This is a genomic window from Acetanaerobacterium elongatum (assembly GCF_900103835.1).
GTDB classification, from domain to species: domain Bacteria; phylum Bacillota; class Clostridia; order Oscillospirales; family Ruminococcaceae; genus Acetanaerobacterium; species Acetanaerobacterium elongatum.
The window spans coordinates 13145-31014 of record NZ_FNID01000009.1 but is presented as its reverse complement, the minus strand read 5'-3'; the positions used below and the strand labels follow the sequence as shown (position 1 = coordinate 31014).

14 protein-coding genes, 1 riboswitch and 1 other annotated feature are annotated in these 17870 nt (G+C 51.7%); of the genes, 7 read left to right on the top strand and 7 right to left on the bottom strand.

The features are described from left to right. Positions 1–45: 45 nt before the first annotated feature. From BLR50_RS04255 to BLR50_RS04240, 4 genes are all read right to left on the bottom strand, one after another. Positions 46–1164, bottom strand: a complete 1119-nt coding sequence (locus BLR50_RS04255; RefSeq protein WP_092638912.1) for a GerAB/ArcD/ProY family transporter — start codon at positions 1162–1164, stop codon at positions 46–48. Between the two features lie 24 nt (positions 1165–1188). After that, on the bottom strand, positions 1189–2298 hold the full coding sequence (locus tag BLR50_RS04250) for a GerAB/ArcD/ProY family transporter (RefSeq protein ID WP_092638910.1): 1110 nt from the start codon (positions 2296–2298) through the stop codon (positions 1189–1191). A gap of 129 nt (positions 2299–2427) precedes the next feature. Then, positions 2428–3609, bottom strand: coding sequence for a Ger(x)C family spore germination protein (locus tag BLR50_RS04245; RefSeq protein WP_092638909.1), 1182 nt, complete (start codon positions 3607–3609; stop codon positions 2428–2430). A gap of 18 nt (positions 3610–3627) precedes the next feature. Then, on the bottom strand, positions 3628–5229 hold the full coding sequence (locus BLR50_RS04240) for a spore germination protein (RefSeq protein WP_092638907.1): 1602 nt from the start codon (positions 5227–5229) through the stop codon (positions 3628–3630). A gap of 358 nt (positions 5230–5587) precedes the next feature. On the opposite strand from BLR50_RS04240, the gene speD reads away from it, so the two are divergent. From speD to BLR50_RS04205, 7 genes are all read left to right on the top strand, one after another. Continuing rightward, positions 5588–6421, top strand: coding sequence for an adenosylmethionine decarboxylase (speD, locus tag BLR50_RS04235; RefSeq protein ID WP_205408661.1), 834 nt, complete (start codon positions 5588–5590; stop codon positions 6419–6421). A 4-nt stretch (positions 6422–6425) separates the two neighbouring features. Then, on the top strand, positions 6426–7871 hold the full coding sequence (locus tag BLR50_RS04230; RefSeq protein WP_092638903.1) for an aminotransferase class I/II-fold pyridoxal phosphate-dependent enzyme: 1446 nt from the start codon (positions 6426–6428) through the stop codon (positions 7869–7871). Between the two features lie 367 nt (positions 7872–8238). After that, a complete protein-coding gene (speE, locus tag BLR50_RS04225) occupies positions 8239–9093 on the top strand; it encodes a polyamine aminopropyltransferase (RefSeq protein ID WP_092638901.1) in 855 nt (284 codons plus the stop codon). Beyond that, entirely contained in the window at positions 9080–9946 is an 867-nt protein-coding gene (gene speB / locus BLR50_RS04220; protein ID WP_092638899.1) for an agmatinase, read from the top strand. Before speE ends, speB begins: the two co-directional genes overlap by 14 nt. Positions 9947–10474: 528 nt before the next feature. After that, positions 10475–10754, top strand: a binding site (T-box leader). 60 nt (positions 10755–10814) lie between these two features. Then, positions 10815–12200 carry a TrpB-like pyridoxal phosphate-dependent enzyme gene (locus tag BLR50_RS04215; protein ID WP_092639025.1) on the top strand — a complete coding sequence of 462 codons (1386 nt, stop codon included), beginning with the start codon at positions 10815–10817 and terminating at the stop codon, positions 12198–12200. A gap of 115 nt (positions 12201–12315) precedes the next feature. Further along, a complete protein-coding gene (locus tag BLR50_RS04210; RefSeq protein WP_242871688.1) occupies positions 12316–12714 on the top strand; it encodes a PBECR3 domain-containing polyvalent protein in 399 nt (132 codons plus the stop codon). Between the two features lie 554 nt (positions 12715–13268). Continuing rightward, positions 13269–13508, top strand: a complete 240-nt coding sequence (locus tag BLR50_RS04205; protein WP_092639021.1) for a 4Fe-4S binding protein — start codon at positions 13269–13271, stop codon at positions 13506–13508. 74 nt (positions 13509–13582) lie between these two features. On the opposite strand, the gene BLR50_RS04200 is transcribed toward BLR50_RS04205, so the two are convergent. The 3 genes from BLR50_RS04200 to BLR50_RS04190 form a co-directional block, all read right to left on the bottom strand. Further along, a complete protein-coding gene (locus BLR50_RS04200) occupies positions 13583–15643 on the bottom strand; it encodes a M56 family metallopeptidase (RefSeq protein ID WP_092638897.1) in 2061 nt (686 codons plus the stop codon). Further along, a complete protein-coding gene (locus BLR50_RS04195; RefSeq protein ID WP_092638895.1) occupies positions 15640–15999 on the bottom strand; it encodes a BlaI/MecI/CopY family transcriptional regulator in 360 nt (119 codons plus the stop codon). The genes BLR50_RS04200 and BLR50_RS04195 overlap by 4 nt, the downstream gene beginning before the upstream one ends. Before the next feature lie 219 nt (positions 16000–16218). Then, positions 16219–17619: an alanine/glycine:cation symporter family protein gene (locus BLR50_RS04190; RefSeq protein ID WP_092638893.1), complete on the bottom strand. Its 1401-nt coding sequence runs from the start codon at positions 17617–17619 to the stop codon at positions 16219–16221. Between the two features lie 72 nt (positions 17620–17691). Next, positions 17692–17798: riboswitch (glycine riboswitch) on the bottom strand. Positions 17799–17870: the final 72 nt, after the last annotated feature.

Genomic DNA, 17870 nt, shown 5'->3' with positions numbered 1-17870 from the left:
CCAATGACGCTTTGCTTCAGGAGCGGTGATGCTAACGACAGCTTCCTATGCATACCCCTTTTTAGCCTTTTTACTCTTCAGCTTGGCAATAAGTGCCCGTAACAGGTAAATTAAAAGCGTTAGCAGCGGCAACAGAATGTTAAAAAAGCTGGAATACACGGCGGCGGTATGCTGCCCCCAGTCGTAGCTTTCGGAGGCTGATTCAAATGCAAACAGCGCAAAGAAAGCCGCCAATATGCCAAGGGTTGAAACAAGAGGGACATAATCATTAAACTCAAAAATCTGTGCCAGACAAAGCGCCGCCCCATATAAAAGAATGCTGATTTTGAAAAAACGCAGGACGATGAGTATAAGCCCAAATATAGTATCCATACGGCTGATGACATCATATACATCAATAAGTCGAGCCGATTCAAAGCGGGGTATGGTGAAATACTCGAGCAATGGGCCGAGCACCGCGGTATCGGTCAGTACAATCATAAGCATGACAGAAGCGCCCAGAGTAAAGCCGCCGAAAAGGGAACGCTTCACCTTGTTCTGCTCGGTAACCAGCGGCATAAACATCATAAGGATAATCAGCTCGTTAAAGGGCAGTGCAACGATGGTATTAACGCCTTGAAGGAAGGCTTTAGGGGTTATATCAAAAAGCGGAAGCATGTTATAGGGCTTCATGTTCGGAAGCAGCAGCAATGCAAAGCTTATTGTGACGATTAGCTGCATAATGCTGAAAAAGGGGCCAAGCCGAAAGACGGCATCAATCCCTTTTCTAACGGCAAAGATGACCACCACTAAGCACAGTATGCTGATGGCAACAGGTGGGGTTTCGGGCATCATGTAATTATCGATAAATGCAACAACATCCGCCGTGTTCAGCGGAACCAGCGAGAGAAAGTAAAAGAAATATAAGAATGAAATTGCCTTCCCCGCTATTTTGCCAAAGACGGCCTCGTTCAGCTGAACCAAACTCTTGTTTGGGTGTTTGCTTAACAAAAAAAGGTATAGCGAAAAGGTGGCGAGTGAAACAAGGTAGGCTATCAACACCCCGATCCAGCTGTTTTGCTTTAAGCCGCCTACAAAAAAAGAGGTAAGCAGAGAAGACCCCTGCACGAATGCAGCAGCCGAGAAAAACAGCTCGCGCGGGACAATCTTATCAGATGCTTTCATAGGCCGCTCCTTGGAGTGACAGCTTTAGGACGTTTTTGCCTTAAGCTTTTTGAGTAGTAGTTGAATCAGATATACGATAAAGGTTAATAGAGGCAGCAACGTATTAAAGAACGTACCGTATATTCCGGCGGTGTTTGCTGCCCATTCTGAACTCTCGGAGCCGGAACGAAAGAGAAACAACGAATAGATGGCGGTAAGTATGCCGAGCGTGGAAACTAAAGGGACATAGCTTTTTAATTCAAAGATCTGCGCCAGAAGTAAGGAGCAGACGTACAGCAGGACGCAGAGCTTAAAATAACGCAGCACAATCAGTACATATGCATACACGATATCCATGCGGGTAAAAACATCGGCGACATTAATCAGCCGAATGGATAAAAAGCGGGGCAGAGTGATGTTGCTTAGCAGCGGGCCAAGCACCAGGGTGTCTGTAATAACAATCAGCAGCGTAATCACAGCACCAATGGTAAACCCCTTAAAAATAATACTTTTATAGTTTTTGATGTTGCTTACGGCGGGGATGGCCAGTATTACGATAAACAGATCCCCGAAGGGCAGTGAGTAAAGCGTGTTGGTTCCCTGCCAAAATTCCTTTGGGGTTAAATCTAAAACAGGCAGCATATTTGCAGGCTTCATATTTGGTATAAGCATAACCGTAAACAGGATTAACGTAATAATCTGCAAAGCACTGAACAGTGGGCCAAGCCTAAAAACGGAATCAATCCCTTTGCGTACCGCTATAACACAAACAAGCATCAGGGGCACAACGATGGCAATAGGCGGGGTGTCGGATAGGATGTAGCTGTTAAGAAACCCGTTTAGGTCCCCGATATTTAGTGAAACGAGGGTGAAGATAAAGAAGAAGTAACAAAAAGAAACAATCCTGCCCGCTACCTTGCCAAAAACCGCATCGTTAAGCTGTACCAACCCCATACCCGGGTGCCTTTTGAATAAAAAAAGAAGTATGGCCAGTAAAATAAGCGCCAGAGCATAGGCGGCAACCGTACCAACCCAGGAGCTTTGCCTTAAAGTACCCGTGATAAAGGCCGTTAACAGGGAAGAGGCCTGTACATAAGCAGCCGCAGAAAAAAGCAGATCTCGCGAGGATATTTGGTCTTTGGCAGCGGTATTCATAGCGGATCCTCCTCGGTGAACTGCAAATTAACGAGGTTGTTTTGAGCTTAATGGGGTGGGGCATAGAATCAAGCGGCAGAAATAACCCGCTTGGATAAAAAAGTCAGGGCAAGCGAGGGCTTTAACCGGCTATCCTTGTTTCTGCACCGGCGGATAGGCCGGCCTTGTAACCTTCCCCGTTGCATTCAGCTGGGTTTTTACCGTAACCTCTACCTTCAAATCCCGGTAGAGGTCTTTCCATTTGTCCTCCATAGCCTTCCATTCCTTGTGATAGTGCTGGTGGAAAAGATCGCCGAAGCCGTAGATATCGGTGCCAAGCACCTTGGTTTTTTGCAGGGTATATAAAATCTCAGACTTTATTACCTCGGCGGAACGGTTTTCAAGCATGTTCATCATTTCTACCGAGCTCATATCAATCATACTGTTCTGGGCACCAAGATTGCTGGTCTCGGTAACCTCCACCTTTACCATCGGGGTGCCGTCGGGGAGCAGAATGGGCTTTACCTTGCTTTTAGCCTTGATAATCTCGAGCGAAACATCTCCGTCCATAAAAGGAAAGTTGATAATACCGCTTTTAACCTTGCCCTTTACCCATAAAAAACCGCGGGTTTCCACGCCGTTTAGGGCACTGACGAGCTTGTCCCCCTTAAAGATGCCGGTACCCGCCACCACCGACTTGGTTTTGTCGCCATCCTTTTCAATCGAAACCAACGGGGCAACCGCAGAGGTGGTGGGGCTTATCAGTGCCGTTAGCAGGTCTAAAACCTCAATTTGAGGGGCCTCGGAGGTGTTTTCCTGCGACTGCAGCATATTGACAATATCTATTACCGGCGCCCCCTCCATAACCGTCGGCTGGTTCATAGCCTCAGAGGCCTTGCCCATCGCCACAAAAACCATAACCGTCATGCGGGTTTCCGGGTCGCGCAAAAAGAAGTCGAGCTGTTTTCGTATGCCTTCCTTGGCAAAATCCTCGCCGAAGATGAGAACCTGATTGTGCGGAAAGTACAGCTTGCGCCCCAACTGACTGTTGCAGTCGCGCAGTATGGTAAACACATCAGTGCCCTTGTTGACAACATTGAGAAATTTGGCTGCAGGTGCGCCTGCTCCGCCCTCACCGCCGGCCGGCGAGGGTTTTTCTATCTGACAGATTAAATTGATCTCGCCGGGCTTTTCTCCCTTATCAATGCCGCAGCCCAGTACAATCGACATGGTATCGAGCTCCCGCCGGTTCCAGCAGCCGCAGAGCAGCAGCAGCGAAAGAAGTATGGCGGCAATACGAATGCCAAAGTGCCGTACAGCATGTGTATTCACAAGGCTGCCTCCTGTTCCTTAGGGTTTTGAGGTGGGGTCCTTCACCGGTGCGGTGATGTTGCGGCGTTTGCGGTCTTTGCCCGCAAGGGCGGTGGGGCGGCTGATCATCATCCACAGGGGTGCGCGTATAAAGCTGTCCTTTAAATCCCGCGGGTGCAGCGGAGCATAGGGTGACAGATACGGCACACCGTAGGAGGTGAGGGAGGAGAGGTGAACCAGCATCAGCAGCAGGCCGATAACAATGCCGTACCCGCCCATAGAAGCGGCCAGCAAGAGCAGCAGGAAGCGTACCTGGGTTGCTACATCGGACAGGGTAGGTACTACGAAGTTTGAAACTGCGGTAATCGCTACCACAATAACCAGCGGCGCGCCCACCAGGCCCGCCTGAACGGCGGATTGGCCCATAACCAATGCGCCGACGATGCTGATGGCCTGACCGACAGGCCGCGGCAGACGAATACCGGCCTCGCGGATAATCTCAAACGCCAGCAGCAGCACTATCGCCTCCAGTGCGGCGGGAAAGGGCACGCCTTCACGCGCCGAGGCCATGGAGATTAGCAGCTTGGTTGGAACAAGCTCCTGATGAAAGGTGGTAAGCGCCACATAGATGGCGGGCGCCAGAACGCTGATGCCAAAGGAAACATAGCGCAGCACACGCATAACCGAGGCAAAGAAGTAGCTAACATAGTAATCCTCGCCGGTTTGAAAGCATTCCATAAAGAACATGGGTACACTCACCACAAAGGGGGTACCGTCGGTAAGCACAGCAACCCGCCCTTCCAGCAGACGAGCCGCGATAACATCCGGCTTTTCGCTGTAATGGGTAGTGGGAAAGGGGGAAAAGGGCGCATCGCCGATATACTCTTGAATATAGCCGGCTGCAAATATACTGTCGGTATCAATCTTTTTCAGACGGTCGCGCACCATCTGTACAATATTCTCATCCGCAAGATTTTTCATGTAGGCAATCATTATAACGGTGCGGGTTTTTCGCCCGATCGTCAAGGCCTCTAGGGTAAAGTCGGGGTTTTTTAGCTTGCGGCGCAGCAGCGAGGTGTTCACGCGTATGCTTTCGGTAAAGCCTTCCCGCGGGCCCTTTACCACCGTTTCGGTGCTCGGCTCGGTAATGCCGCGCTTTTCCCACCCGCGGGTGCTGATCTGAAGCGCCTTCGGGCAGCCGTCGACCATAAGCACCGTATCGCCGTTTAAAAAGGCGTCGATGGCTTCGTCTATCTGGGCAATCTCTTTTACCTCGCCTACCGAGAGCAGCGACTGCATCACCTGCTCGATGCCGATATTCTTATCCTTTGGCAACGGTACCATCTGGGATTTATACATCAGCGGTTCAATAATACTCTCGTTGATGGTTTGGGAATTGGTAAGGCCATCTACATAAACCAGCCCCGCGTGGATACCCTGATTAAGACCAAGCGAAAATTCACGCACAATAAAGTCGTTGCTGCTGCTCATAATCGTTTTAAGATTATTCAGGTTGGTTTGCAGCGATTTGCTCAGCGCCTCGTTTATCTTGCTTGCGTCGGGGTTATTCTTGTTTTGTTCGGCATTAAGCTGCTTGTTCATTAAATAAAGCGACAGCTTGTTAAGCATATTCTTGAGCATGGTGTGAACCTCCCTTCACAAGAGCGAAACAAACAAAAGGAATAAATAGTAGTATTTCTAGCAGGGAGATATTTATACGAAATACCCGGCCGCATATACTATCGTTTCCTACAAAAACTAATTGTGAAGGCCTATATTTTTTCATAAACAGATAGTTGGATTTTTGGAAAGCAACGATAGGAAATGAAAGAAAACCAAAGTTATAAAGAGAAAAACAGTGTTAAGCCCGCAGTTAAAGTGAACAAATATAAGATTATTAAGATATTTCACAAAATTCATTGACATATTCAAGTTTTTACTGTATTGTAATGTTCGAGTTTGAATAAACTTACGAACATAACGAACTTATTGAAAGGTTGTGATGGCAGGGTTGGAGAACAAGCTGAAACTTTACGGCTTTAACAACCTCACAAAAACACTTAGCTTTAACATCTACGATGTGTGCTATGCAAAAAGTGAGCGGGAACAAAAGGACTATATTGCCTACATCGACGAGCAGTACAACTCCGAGCGGCTTACAAAGATTCTTTGCACGGTTACCGAGATGATCGGGGCTCATGTGCTCAACATCTCGAAGCAGGATTACGACCCCCAGGGCGCAAGCGTTACCCTTTTAATTACCGAGGAGGCGCTGCCTGCGGAGGTAATTGATAAATCCTGCAACCGCGGAGAGATTTCGGTGCTTGAAACGCGCGAAACGGTGGTGGCGCACCTGGATAAAAGCCATGTGACGGTGCACACCTACCCCGAATACCACCCCGGCAACGCTATTGCTACCTTTCGGGTAGATATAGATGTTTCCACCTGCGGGCGGATTTCGCCGCTGAATGCGCTGGATTACCTGATTGGCAGCTTTGATTCCGACATTATTACAATAGATTACCGCGTGCGCGGCTTTACGCGCGACGAGGACGGCAACAAGCTTTACATGGACCATCGGATGGATTCGATTCAAAACTATATCGCGGACGATACCCTTAGAAAGTACGACGCGGTGGATATAAATGTGTACCAGGCCAACCTTTTTCACACCAAGATGCTGATTAAGGAGATCGACCTGCAGAACTACCTGTTTAACAACGATGTATACGAATTCCCCCCCAAGCAGCGCCTGGCTATTACCGACAGCCTGCGCAAGGAGATGATAGAGATCTTCAGCGGCAGCAACATCTACGCCACGGGGAAGGACTAAGCGCATGGCGGGATTAAATCAAAGCAGGGCACCGATCTTTGAGGCGCTTAAGGCCTACCGTGCCGCGCGCATCGTGCCGTTTGACGTGCCGGGGCACAAGCAGGGGCGCGGCAACCCCGAGCTTACCGAGTTCTTGGGCAAGGACTGCCTTTCGGTGGACGTAAACTCGATGAAGCCGCTGGATAACCTTTGCCACCCCGTTTCGGTGATACGGCAGGCCGAGCAGCTTGCCGCCCAGGCGTTTGGGGCAAGCCATGCGTTCTTTATTGTAAACGGAACCTCCTCCGCAGTACAGGCGATGGTGATGAGCTGCTGCAAACGCGGAGAAAAGATTATACTGCCCCGAAACGTACACCGCAGCGCCATCAACGCGCTGGTGGTGTGCGGAGCTGTGCCCGTGTATGTGAACCCCGGCGTGGAAAAGAGCCTTGGCATCCCGCTAGGGATGACCACCGAGGATGTAAAGCGTGCCATCGAGGCGCACCCCGACGCAAAGGCGGTGCTGGTGAACAACCCCACCTACTACGGCGTGTGCTCTGATTTAAAGGCGATTGTAGGCCTTGCACACCAAGCGGGGATGAAGGTGCTGGCAGACGAGGCCCACGGCACCCACTTCTACTTCGGCGAGGGGCTGCCCCTTTCGGCGATGGCCGCGGGCGCGGACATGGCGGCGGTGAGCATGCACAAAACGGGCGGGTCGCTGACGCAGAGCTCGTTTTTATTAACCGGCCCCTCGATGAGCGAGGGCTATGTGCGGCAGATTATCAACCTCACCCAGACCACCAGCGGCTCGTATCTGCTGCTTTCGTCGCTGGATATCTCACGCCGCAATCTTGCGCTGCACGGCAAAGAGATTTTTGACAAGGTGGTGCGGTTTGCCGAATACGCGCGTGCCGAGATCAACAAGATCGGCGGCTATAATGCCTTTTCGCGCGAGCTTACCCGTCACCCCGCGGTGGCGGATTTTGACGTGACCAAGCTTTCGGTTCATACGCGCGATATCGGCCTTGCGGGCATTGAGGTGTACGACATTCTGCGCGACGATTACGGCATACAGATAGAGTTCGGCGACCTTGGCAACATGCTGGCAATTATCTCGGTGGGGGATACCGAGCTGATGCTCGAGCGCCTGATTTCGGCGCTGTCCGAGATCAAGCGCATATACGCTAAGGATAAAATAGGGCTGTTTGACCATGAGTATATTAACCCGCTGGTGGAGATGACGCCGCAGGACGCCTTTTACGCCGAGAAGCGCCCGGTGCCGATTGCGCAGTCGGCGGGGCTTATCAGCGGCGAGTTTGTAATGAGCTACCCGCCGGGTATTCCGGTGCTGGCCCCCGGTGAACGCATTACGAGTGAGATTGTGGAGTATGTGGCCTATGCCAAGGCGAAGGGCTGCTTCTTAACCGGCACGCAGGACGCGGAGATTGAGCATATTATGACGGTGTGAAATCGCGCGGCCTGAGACGCCCTGCAGGTCAGCCCTGTGGTCTGCCGTGGATATTATATGTCGGGCTGGTTTTGAATGCGGGCGAACACAGTTCGCCCCTACAAAGAAAACGCGATAGTCGCTGTAGGGGCGCGCATTGCGCGTCTGAGGACTAACCGAGCGCTATATAAATACCGCGGACGGCCGATGGCCTCCCCTGCACCCAAACCCTTGGTGGACGGAGGTAAGGGTACCCGTACGGGGGCGAAGTCCCCGTACATTCCTCCCTGCCGCCTTTGAGTGCCGACATCTCGCAGGAAACATCGTGACCGTTTTGCATATAGTATCGTTTTTAGATATATCCTCAAAAAAGAAAGGACAGTTCATCATGGAGTTATGGTATACCGAGGAGCACAGCGAGCATGTGCGCTTTTCGATTAAGGTAGACAAGCAGCTCTGCTCGAAGCAGAGCCGGTTTCAGCGCATTGATGTATTTGAATCCCCCGAATTCGGGCGGTTCTTCACCCTTGACGGGCTGATGATGCTCACCGAGAAGGACGAGTTTATCTACCACGAGATGATTGTGCATGTGCCGATGGCCACCAACCCGAACATCAGGCGCGTGCTGGTAATCGGCGCGGGCGACGGCGGTACCGTGCGCGAGCTTACCCGCTACAGCACCATCGAGCATATTGACATGGTGGAGATTGACGAAGAGGTGGTAAACGTTTGCCGCGAGCTGCTGCCGCAGACCGCCTGCAAGCTGGACGACCCGCGCGTATCGCTGCGGTTTGAGGACGGCTTAAAGTTCGTGCGCAGCAAGGAAAACGAGTACGACCTGATTATCGTGGACTCCACCGACCCGTTCGGCCCCGGCGAGGGCTTGTTTACCCGCGAGTTTTACGGCAACTGCTTTAAGGCGCTCACCGAGGACGGCATCCTGGTGAATCAGCACGAAACCCCCTATTACAGCACCTATGCCAAGAGCATGAAGCGCGCGCACAAGCGCATTAAGGAGTTCTTCCCCGTTTGCCGCGTGTATCAGGCGCATATCCCCACCTACCCCTCGGGGCACTGGCTGTTCGGCTTTGCCTCGAAGAAATTTGACCCCATCAGGGACTTGGATGCCGACCGGTGGAACGCGCTCGGCCTTGCCATGCGCTACTACAATACCGATATCCACACGGGGAGCTTTGCCATCCCCACCTATGTAAAGGAGCTGCTGGCCGGTGACGAGGAATAGAAACGTTCACACCTTTATAGGCTGCGACAGCGAATATGACGCGGCGAAGATTGTGCTGTTCGGAGCACCCTTTGACGCCACCACCTCCTACCGCCCCGGCACGCGGTTTGCCTCCTCGGCCATGCGGAACGAATCGTTCGGGATAGAGACCTACAGCCCGTATCAGGACAAGGACCTGCTCGACCTAGCGGTGTTTGACGGCGGCGACTTGGAGCTTCCGTTCGGCAGCCCCGCGAAGGCATTGGAGGAGATTGAGCGTTATGCGGCCGAGGTGCTGGGCGACGGCAAGCTGCCCTGTATGATCGGCGGCGAGCATTTGGTAACGCTCGGTGCGGTGCGCGCGGCGGTGAAGAGATACCCCGGGCTGCACATCATTCATTTTGACGCACACGCCGACCTGCGGGAGGGCTATCTTGGAGAAGACCTTTCCCACGCGAGCGTCATCCGCCGCGTGTGGGAGCTGACGGGGGATGACACCATCTACCAGTTCGGCATCCGCTCGGGCGACCGCGAGGAGTTTCTGTGGGGCAAGGAGCATGTTTTTACCCAGAGGTTTGATTTCACCGGGCTCACCGAAACGGTGCAGAAGCTCAAGGGCAAGCCGGTGTACCTGACCATTGATTTAGACGTGCTTGACCCTTCTGTCTTCCCCGGCACGGGAACCCCCGAGGCGGGCGGGGTGAGCTTTACACAGCTGCTAAGCGCGATACTTGCGGTTGCGCCGCTAAACATCGTGGGCATGGATGTAAACGAGCTCTGCCCGGTGTATGACCAGAGCGGGGTTTCCACTGCGGTGGCCTGCAAGGTGCTGCGGGAGCTGCTGCTGGCGGTGGATTCACAGGCGGCAGAATAAAGCCCATTTTCTTGCAACGGATAACATAGTGATATAGAATGGTGTTTTAAGGTGAGGAGGATTCCTCACCTTTTTTGCTGCTGATGGTATAGCCTTGGCTGATTCTATCGCGCCGGAACTTTACAACACAGGCTCTGCTTGAGTGAAAGGAACGGAATAGTCTTTGCATGAATATGATATACTGCAACGGTTTTATATACAGGGTACATATCTCAATGAAAGGAGGTATACCTGATGTGTTGTAATCGTTGCCGAAACTGGCGATGCGGCTGGGCTTGGGACGGCCGCGGCTGGCGCTGCTGCTGTGGGCCGATTCTCAGGTGATTTATATACCGTAAGCGTTTAACGGCCCTTGAATTATTGATATAGCCGGGGCACCTGCCTTTATGGGTGCTCCGGTTTTATTGAATAGCGGGTACAGAGCGCTTACACAGTTTAAAGCGTTACAATAATATTTTCATAAAGTAATTGACATGAGCGAGCAGGTATGCTATTATCTGGTTAAGCAATCGTTCTAAATGAATAGCGATGAAACCGACGAGTAAGAAGAGTAGGTAATCCTTTAATGGTTACAGAGAGCCGCTGCCTGGTGTGAATGCGGTGCCGTTTGCTTTACCGAATGGACTTATGAGGGTGGCCGAAAGGCATACATCATGGTAATGATGTTGTTCAGTAGTAGCCAACGGGAGCTTCACCCGTTACAAAGGAAGCGTGCATGATGGTGCATGGAGAAAGCGGGCAATGGGATGAACAATTCCTTGCCAACGTGGGTGGTACCGCAGGAGAAATAATAACTCTTGTCCCTGTTATTACAGGGGCAGGAGTTTTTTGTTTTGTAAAAAAATATATTAAAAGGAGCGAGAGTATTATGGCAAACATTCCGTACAGAACCTATCTTACCGAGGAGCAGATGCCGAAGTATTGGTACAATATGCGCGCGGATATGAAGCAGCAGCACGACCCGTTCATCCATCCGGGCACGATGAAGCCCGCGGTGAAGGAAGACCTGCTGCCCGTATTCTGCGAGGAGCTGGTGAATCAGGAGATGAACACCACCGACCGGTACATCGAAATCCCCGAGCAGGTGCGCGAGTTCTACCGCACCTACCGCCCCGCGCCGCTGATTCGTGCCTACAACCTGGAGAAGGAACTGGGCACCCCCGCGAAGATCTACTACAAGTTCGAAGGCAACAACACCTCGGGCAGCCACAAGCTTAACTCGGCGGTGGCGCAGGTGTACTACGCCAAGGAGCAGGGCATTACCAGCCTGACCACCGAAACCGGAGCGGGCCAGTGGGGCACCGCGCTTTCGATGGCAGCAGCTTACTTTAAGATTCCGCTTACCGTTTACATGGTAAAGGTAAGCTCCCAGCAGAAGCCCTACCGCAAGGCGATTATCGAGACATTCGGCGGCAAGGTAATCCCCAGCCCCAGCGACACCACCGAGGCAGGCCGCAAAATCCTTGCCGAGAACCCCGAAACGGGCGGCAGCCTTGGCTGCGCCATCTCGGAGGCGGTGGAAAAGGCGGTAACCACCCCAAACAGCCGCTATGTGCTCGGCTCGGTGCTCGATCAGGTGCTGCTGCATCAGGCCATTATCGGCAGTGAATGCAAGGCGGCGATGGAGCTTTTAGGCGAGCAGCCCGACATCATGATTGGCTGCGCGGGCGGCGGCTCCAACCTTGGCGGGTTTATCTCGGAATACATGGGCGAGCGCCTGCAGGGCAAGAACAACATCCGCTTTATCGCGGTGGAGCCTGCCTCCTGCCCCTCGTTTACCCGAGGCAAGTACGCCTACGACTTTTGCGATACCGGCCGCATGACCCCGCTTGCCAAGATGTACACCTTGGGCAGCGACTTTATGCCCTCGCCGATTCACGCGGGCGGGCTGCGCTACCACGGCATGTCGCCGATTTTAAGCAAGCTGTACCATGACGGGATGCTGGAAGCGCGCGCCGTAAGCCAGACCTCGGTGTTTGACGCGGCGATTACTTTCTCTCGGGTGGAGCAGATTCTGCCCGCGCCCGAAAGCTCCCACGCCATTCGTGTGGCTATCGACGAGGCGCTCAAGTGCAAGGAGACGGGCGAGGCCAAGACTATCCTGTTTAACCTCACCGGCACCGGCTACTTTGATATGACCGCATACCAGCAGTACAACGAGGGCCGCATGACCGACTATATCCCCACCGACGCAGACCTTGAGGTAGGGTTTGAATCGCTGAGGAAGCTGCCGGTGAATGAGGGGCTGCTGTAAGCTGAACTTGAGCGGGCAGGTTTTTCCTGCCCGCTTTATATCCGTGCCGATTAGTGTTGTTATATGTAAATAAGTGTAGTATCATGGAAGATGACAACATTAAGGATGTGACAGCATGGATAATGCTCCGCTTGAAAAAATGAAAGCAGTAGGCCAATATAGATCAATCTATAATGAATTGCTTCATATCAACTTACCTTGTACAAGCATTTATCAATCAGAAGGTTTACAGGTGCATATTTATAAACGTCATCCCGAATGTATGCAGTATTTATCTAAAATACCAGAGATTATTTCCTGCCCTGATTTTGTAGGAACAAATTCAGATGAACCGGACAGCATAGAGTTTGTAAAGATATATGATAAAAATATTCTGTTGGCTGTAAAGCTTGACATCGACCACAATTACCTTTATGTAGCTTCACTATTTGATATAAGTCAGGGAAAGATTGAACGCCGATTGTTTACCGGAAGATTGAAAAGGTTGTTACCGGGTGCTCTTGACAGTTTGTAGGGCTGATTGTATAATGTAGGTGTGAAATGAATATATTATGGTTGGATATTGAGGTCGGAAATGGTTCCCGACGCACTTCTAATGAAGTACCTGAGATGCAGGATACACCGCCCTGCCAATATCCAAGCAGGCACCAAAAAGGCGCTCGCGTTTGCGGGTGCCTTTTTTTGAGGTTATGTGACTTTATCACCGACGGTTTTCTACTATGCTGATATAGTGTATATAGGCCTTATGGGAAGTCATAACAGGATTGCATTCTAGTTTCCGTACATATCCTACGACTATATATCGGATGAATCGTACCGCTGAAATGAACTTGCGCTGTACCAAAGATTTAGTACGAACTGTTCCAACGGTTGCAGATTTAAACGGCTAAAGCTGCTGCACAATCACATTCTCCGATAAGGCCTTTCTAGGGGACGCATAGATGCTCTGTTTAGGGCGTCTTTTCTTTTGTAAAGGTGATTTTGTCACCGAGAATGTTGGGCGGCTGTGTTATATTCTATACCGGCCCTTATTCTAAAAAACCTATTAGTATAAAGGAGAACAATAAAATGAGTGCTTTTTCGAATTTTTTCGGCACCAGCAAGGGTACCGAGAACAAAACAGACAAGACACTGGTGGTAAAGGCGGCGCGCTGCCCGCAGAACCATCCCTGCCCCTCGGTGCGCGTTTGCCCGGTAGGGGCGCTGACGCAGAAGGGCATGGCGGCACCCGATGTAAACGCAGAGAAGTGCATCAAGTGCGGCAAATGTGTGAACTTCTGCCCCATGCGCGCGCTGGTGCTGGAATAGACTGAATACAATACACTCAGCCCCCATCTTTTACGATGGGGGCTGAGCTTTTTGTTGGTTATGGATTATTGGTTCTACTTTGATTGGTTTGCGGCGATATCCTCCAATGATTTATCCTGCTTTGCGCGCGCTAAGTCCTTTTTCTTGTTTTCTATCTTGCTCTGAAGATCTTTTATTTCCTTTACAAGACGGGACTGTTCCTTCTGAAGCTCGGTTATGATTGTTTCGTTCTGTGAAGAGGCTTTATTCTGTTCAGTCTGAACCTCTTGTAACTTACGTTGTGTGTTGGTAAGTTCCTTCGAGCGGGCGGATAAAGAAACCTCTACATCGGCAATCTCTTGTTCAAGCTGCTCTATGATTTCTGACTTGGATTGGGGTTGTACAGGCGTAAGCTTTTGAAGATACTCTTTAATCTTGCTATATACCTCTTTTGGTGCGTAATACTCTGACGGCATCTTGGAAAGGAGCAGGCTTTTGGTAAACGTGATAAGGGTTTTACCGTTTACATCACCGAATATCTCATAGACCGGCCCTGCCATAACCGTGCCCTGCAGGCTGATATCCCGCGGCAGGTTCAGGCTTGGATATTCCCCCTCGGGCAGGGCTTCCCAATCCTCTTTATTGCCCATCAGCGCATAAAGCCCGTCGCTATCCTCTTTACTTAAGTTGTACTGAGCCAGAGGGATGGGTGAGCCGTTGGCATCATACTGAGGGTTTTTAGTGTCAAACAGGTAGGCGGTGGTGAGCGGGTTTTGGTTATTGTCTGTGCCGGATTGCTGCTCAATCCCTTCGTTGTTATCCGCAACGGGCGCCAGCCCATAGGCCGCCCCGCCAGTGCCGACTTCTGTAATCAGGTAGTCGCTATTGCCGAGACTTTTCACTCGGAACTCCATATAACGATCGTAACACCGCACACCCTTGCCGTCTTTGGCGGGCTCGGATTTGCCGTTAGAGCGGGTGAAATAGGTTTGGGCGGTGGGGGTAGTGAAGTCGATATTTATGCTTACGCAGAACTCCGCGGCATCCCCGGCTACCAGTCTGACATTGGTAACCGAGAGCTCCGTGATACGGTGCTCCTCCGGTATGTTTTCGCCCATGAAGGCACTGTAATAATGCATTGCCGCCTGCTCGCCAATCTTCACAAGGTCAGTTTCCTGCGTAGTGAACTGCTTGGCAGAGGCTTCCGCCTTTTCAAGATCGAATGCCGTGCGTGGGTTTGCCATAAAGCCCACAGTGACAGCTGCCACCGCCGCAACGCAGAGAATCAGCACCCAGAAGGCGGGCTTTTTGTAGCTGAGAATATTCTTGATGCGCGCTTTTACGCCGGTTTCGCCGAAGGCCAGGGGGGTAAACAGGCCGCTTTGACGCTCGGAGAAGGTGAGCAGCGAGCCGGAGTAATCCTTTTTTATGTCGCCGCCAAGACGCTTGATGACGCTTTCGTCGCAGGACATCTCCATGTCCCTGCACATCAGGTACCAGCATACCCACACGAGCGGGTTGAACCAGTGCACGCAGACGGCGAGAAAGGCTATTGGCTTGATGAGATGGTCTACCCGTTTGAGGTGCACCTTTTCATGCTTCAGGATATAATCAAGCTCATTAGGCGAAACGCCGGCGGGCAGATAGATTTTCGGCCTGATAAAGCCCATCACAAAGGCGGTTTGGATGCGGTCGGTTTCATAGAGATTATCCCGCACCCGTACGGCGGTTGCGAGACGGTGCCTTAGGCGCAGATAGCTTACAGCCGAGTAGCACAGCAGCAGAAAAACGCCTGCAAGCCAAACCACCGCAAGAACCTCGCGCCAGGTGGGTGGGGTATGCATAATAGGGGAAAACTGCGGTGAAAAGGTTTGCTGATACACCAATTCGGTAGAGAGAGCAGGGTTGATTACCGTACTGTTGATGAACGAGGGCTTCGATATGGCCTGCGAAGCCTTAGGAATACCGGACGGAATCAGGCTGAACATGCTTTCAAAGCTAACGGGGCAGACAAGCCGAAACCAGACCACCGCCCACAGCGCATAGGAGAATACCTTGGGCGCTTTTTTAAGCAGCAGCCGAATGAGCAGCACCCCAAATGCCGCATAGCCGGCGGTTAGGCTCATGGATAAAACGGTGTTGAATAGTGCTGTCATTCTTCGGCCTCCTCGATCATGCGGCGAAGCTTGGCGGCCTCCTCCTTGGTAAGGCGTTTATCCTTTAAGAAAGCCGCCACAAAGGCGGGAAGGGAACCGTCGAAGGACTTTTCCACCAGCGCTTCGCTTTCATAGCGCTGCACCTCCTCGCGCTTTACAAGTGCGGTAACGGTGGCGTTTTCGTTTTTTAAAATGCCGCGCTCGCACAGCTTGCGAATCATGGTGTAGGTGGTGGGCTTCTTCCACCCTAGCTTTTGATCGCACAGCTTGCAAAGCTCGGTGGAGTTGACAGGCTCGACGCCCCAGATGATGTCTAAAAATCGCAGCTCCGCTTCAAACAGCTTGAACGGTTCCATATAAACTCCATTCCGCCGCCCAAGGCGGCGATAAGAATAATCGGGCGAAACAACCTTCACACGAATCATTCCGCCAAAGAGATGATAGGTTTACTTCAATAAACCTGCAAGATAAGTTTATCAGAGTAAACCTATGCTGTCAAGAGTAAAAAATACAAATAGTTAGAAAAAATGGGCACCTGTGCAGGTGCCCGTAAGTTTATGCCTGTTTATTGTGGGTTAGAGGCCGGGGGACTTAAAGTACGCCTTGGTCTCGCGCGCCACCACGCCGCTCAGCACGAAGAGTGCTACCAGGTTGGGGAAGGCCATCATACCGTTAAAGATGTCGGCGATGTTCCATACGGCCTTTACCGTCATGTACGGCCCGATGAAAACCGCAAGGATATACAGCCAGCGGTAGATAATTACCGGCGTGCGTTTACCGCGCGCAAGGTATTCAATGCAGCGTTCGCTGTAATAATCCCACCCGAGGATGGTGGTAAATGCAAAGAAAACAAGGCTTAGCATAAGCAGGAAGGAGGATACTTCCGGCGCAAACGGCAACCCCTGCTGAAAGGCGCGGGTGGTTACGTTAACCCCCTCCAGCCCGATGTTCCAGGCACCCGTGATGACAATGCACAGGCCGGTCATGGTGCAGATGATGATGGTATCGATAAAGGTGCCGGTCATCGAAACCAGGCCCTGACGAACCGGAGAATTGGTTTTGGCTGCCGCGGCCGCAATCGGCGCGCTGCCGAGGCCCGATTCGTTGGAGAAGATGCCGCGCGCGATACCCTTTTGCATGGCGACAATCATCGCACCCAATGCTCCGCCCGCCGCGGCACGAAGCCCGAACGCTCCGGCAATAACCTCTGAGATTGCCCCGGGAATGGCCTTGTAGTTGCAGATGAGCAGAATCAAGCAGACACCTACATAAAGAATTGCCATGAACGGCACCACAAACTCGGCAACCTTGGCGATGCGTTTAAGCCCGCCGATGATTACCAGCCCGGCGCAGACCGCGACAATCAGCCCGGTAATGATCACGCTCCAGGAATAGGGCTTGCCGAACAGTGTAACGGCAAACTGATTATTCGGGTCGAAAAAGCTGTTGGCTGCGGTGGTGATGCCGTTTACCTGTGTGAAGGTACCGATCCCCATCATACCCACCACCATGCCTAAAAAGGCGAAGAGCTTGGCAAGCCACTTCCACTTGGGGCCCATGCCTTTTTCGATATAGTAAAACGGCCCGCCCAGCACATGGCCGTCTTCCTCTATATGGCGGTATTTTACGGCGAGAAAGCCCTCCGCGTATTTTGTTGCCATGCCTAAAAAGGCGGCAAGCCACATCCAGAACAACGCGCCCGGCCCACCGGCAACGATTGCAGTGGCTACGCCAACGATGTTACCCGTACCGATAGTTGCCGAAAGCGCCGTGCAAAGGGCACCGAAGCTGGTTACCTCGCCCTTGCCGCCCTCCTCGTTCTGCACCATGAAGCGTAGCGCCTTGGGCAGATGAATGACCTGCAGAAAACCGGTGCGTACCGTGAGCAGCAAGCCGACCAGTAAAACCAGTGAGATGAGGGGGATGCCCCAAACCAGATCATCGGCCCATGTTAGAAAGTTGTTCAGCTGTTCCATTTTTTACGTTATCCCTCTTTACAAAAAAAATAAAGTCGATAAATTATCGACTTCCAGAGAGAGACATAAGCTATAAACCGCTCTGTCCTTTTGCCTGAGAGATCGTCGTTTTAAAGCCAGCGGCACTAAAGCGACTTACACCTTCGGCGTCCATGATGGAACTCTCCAGAGGAGCCCGGCACTTCTGCCGAACAGTTTATATTGTATAGGGTTTTTATTTCAAATTCAAGGGGTTTGGAATTTTAAAAAGA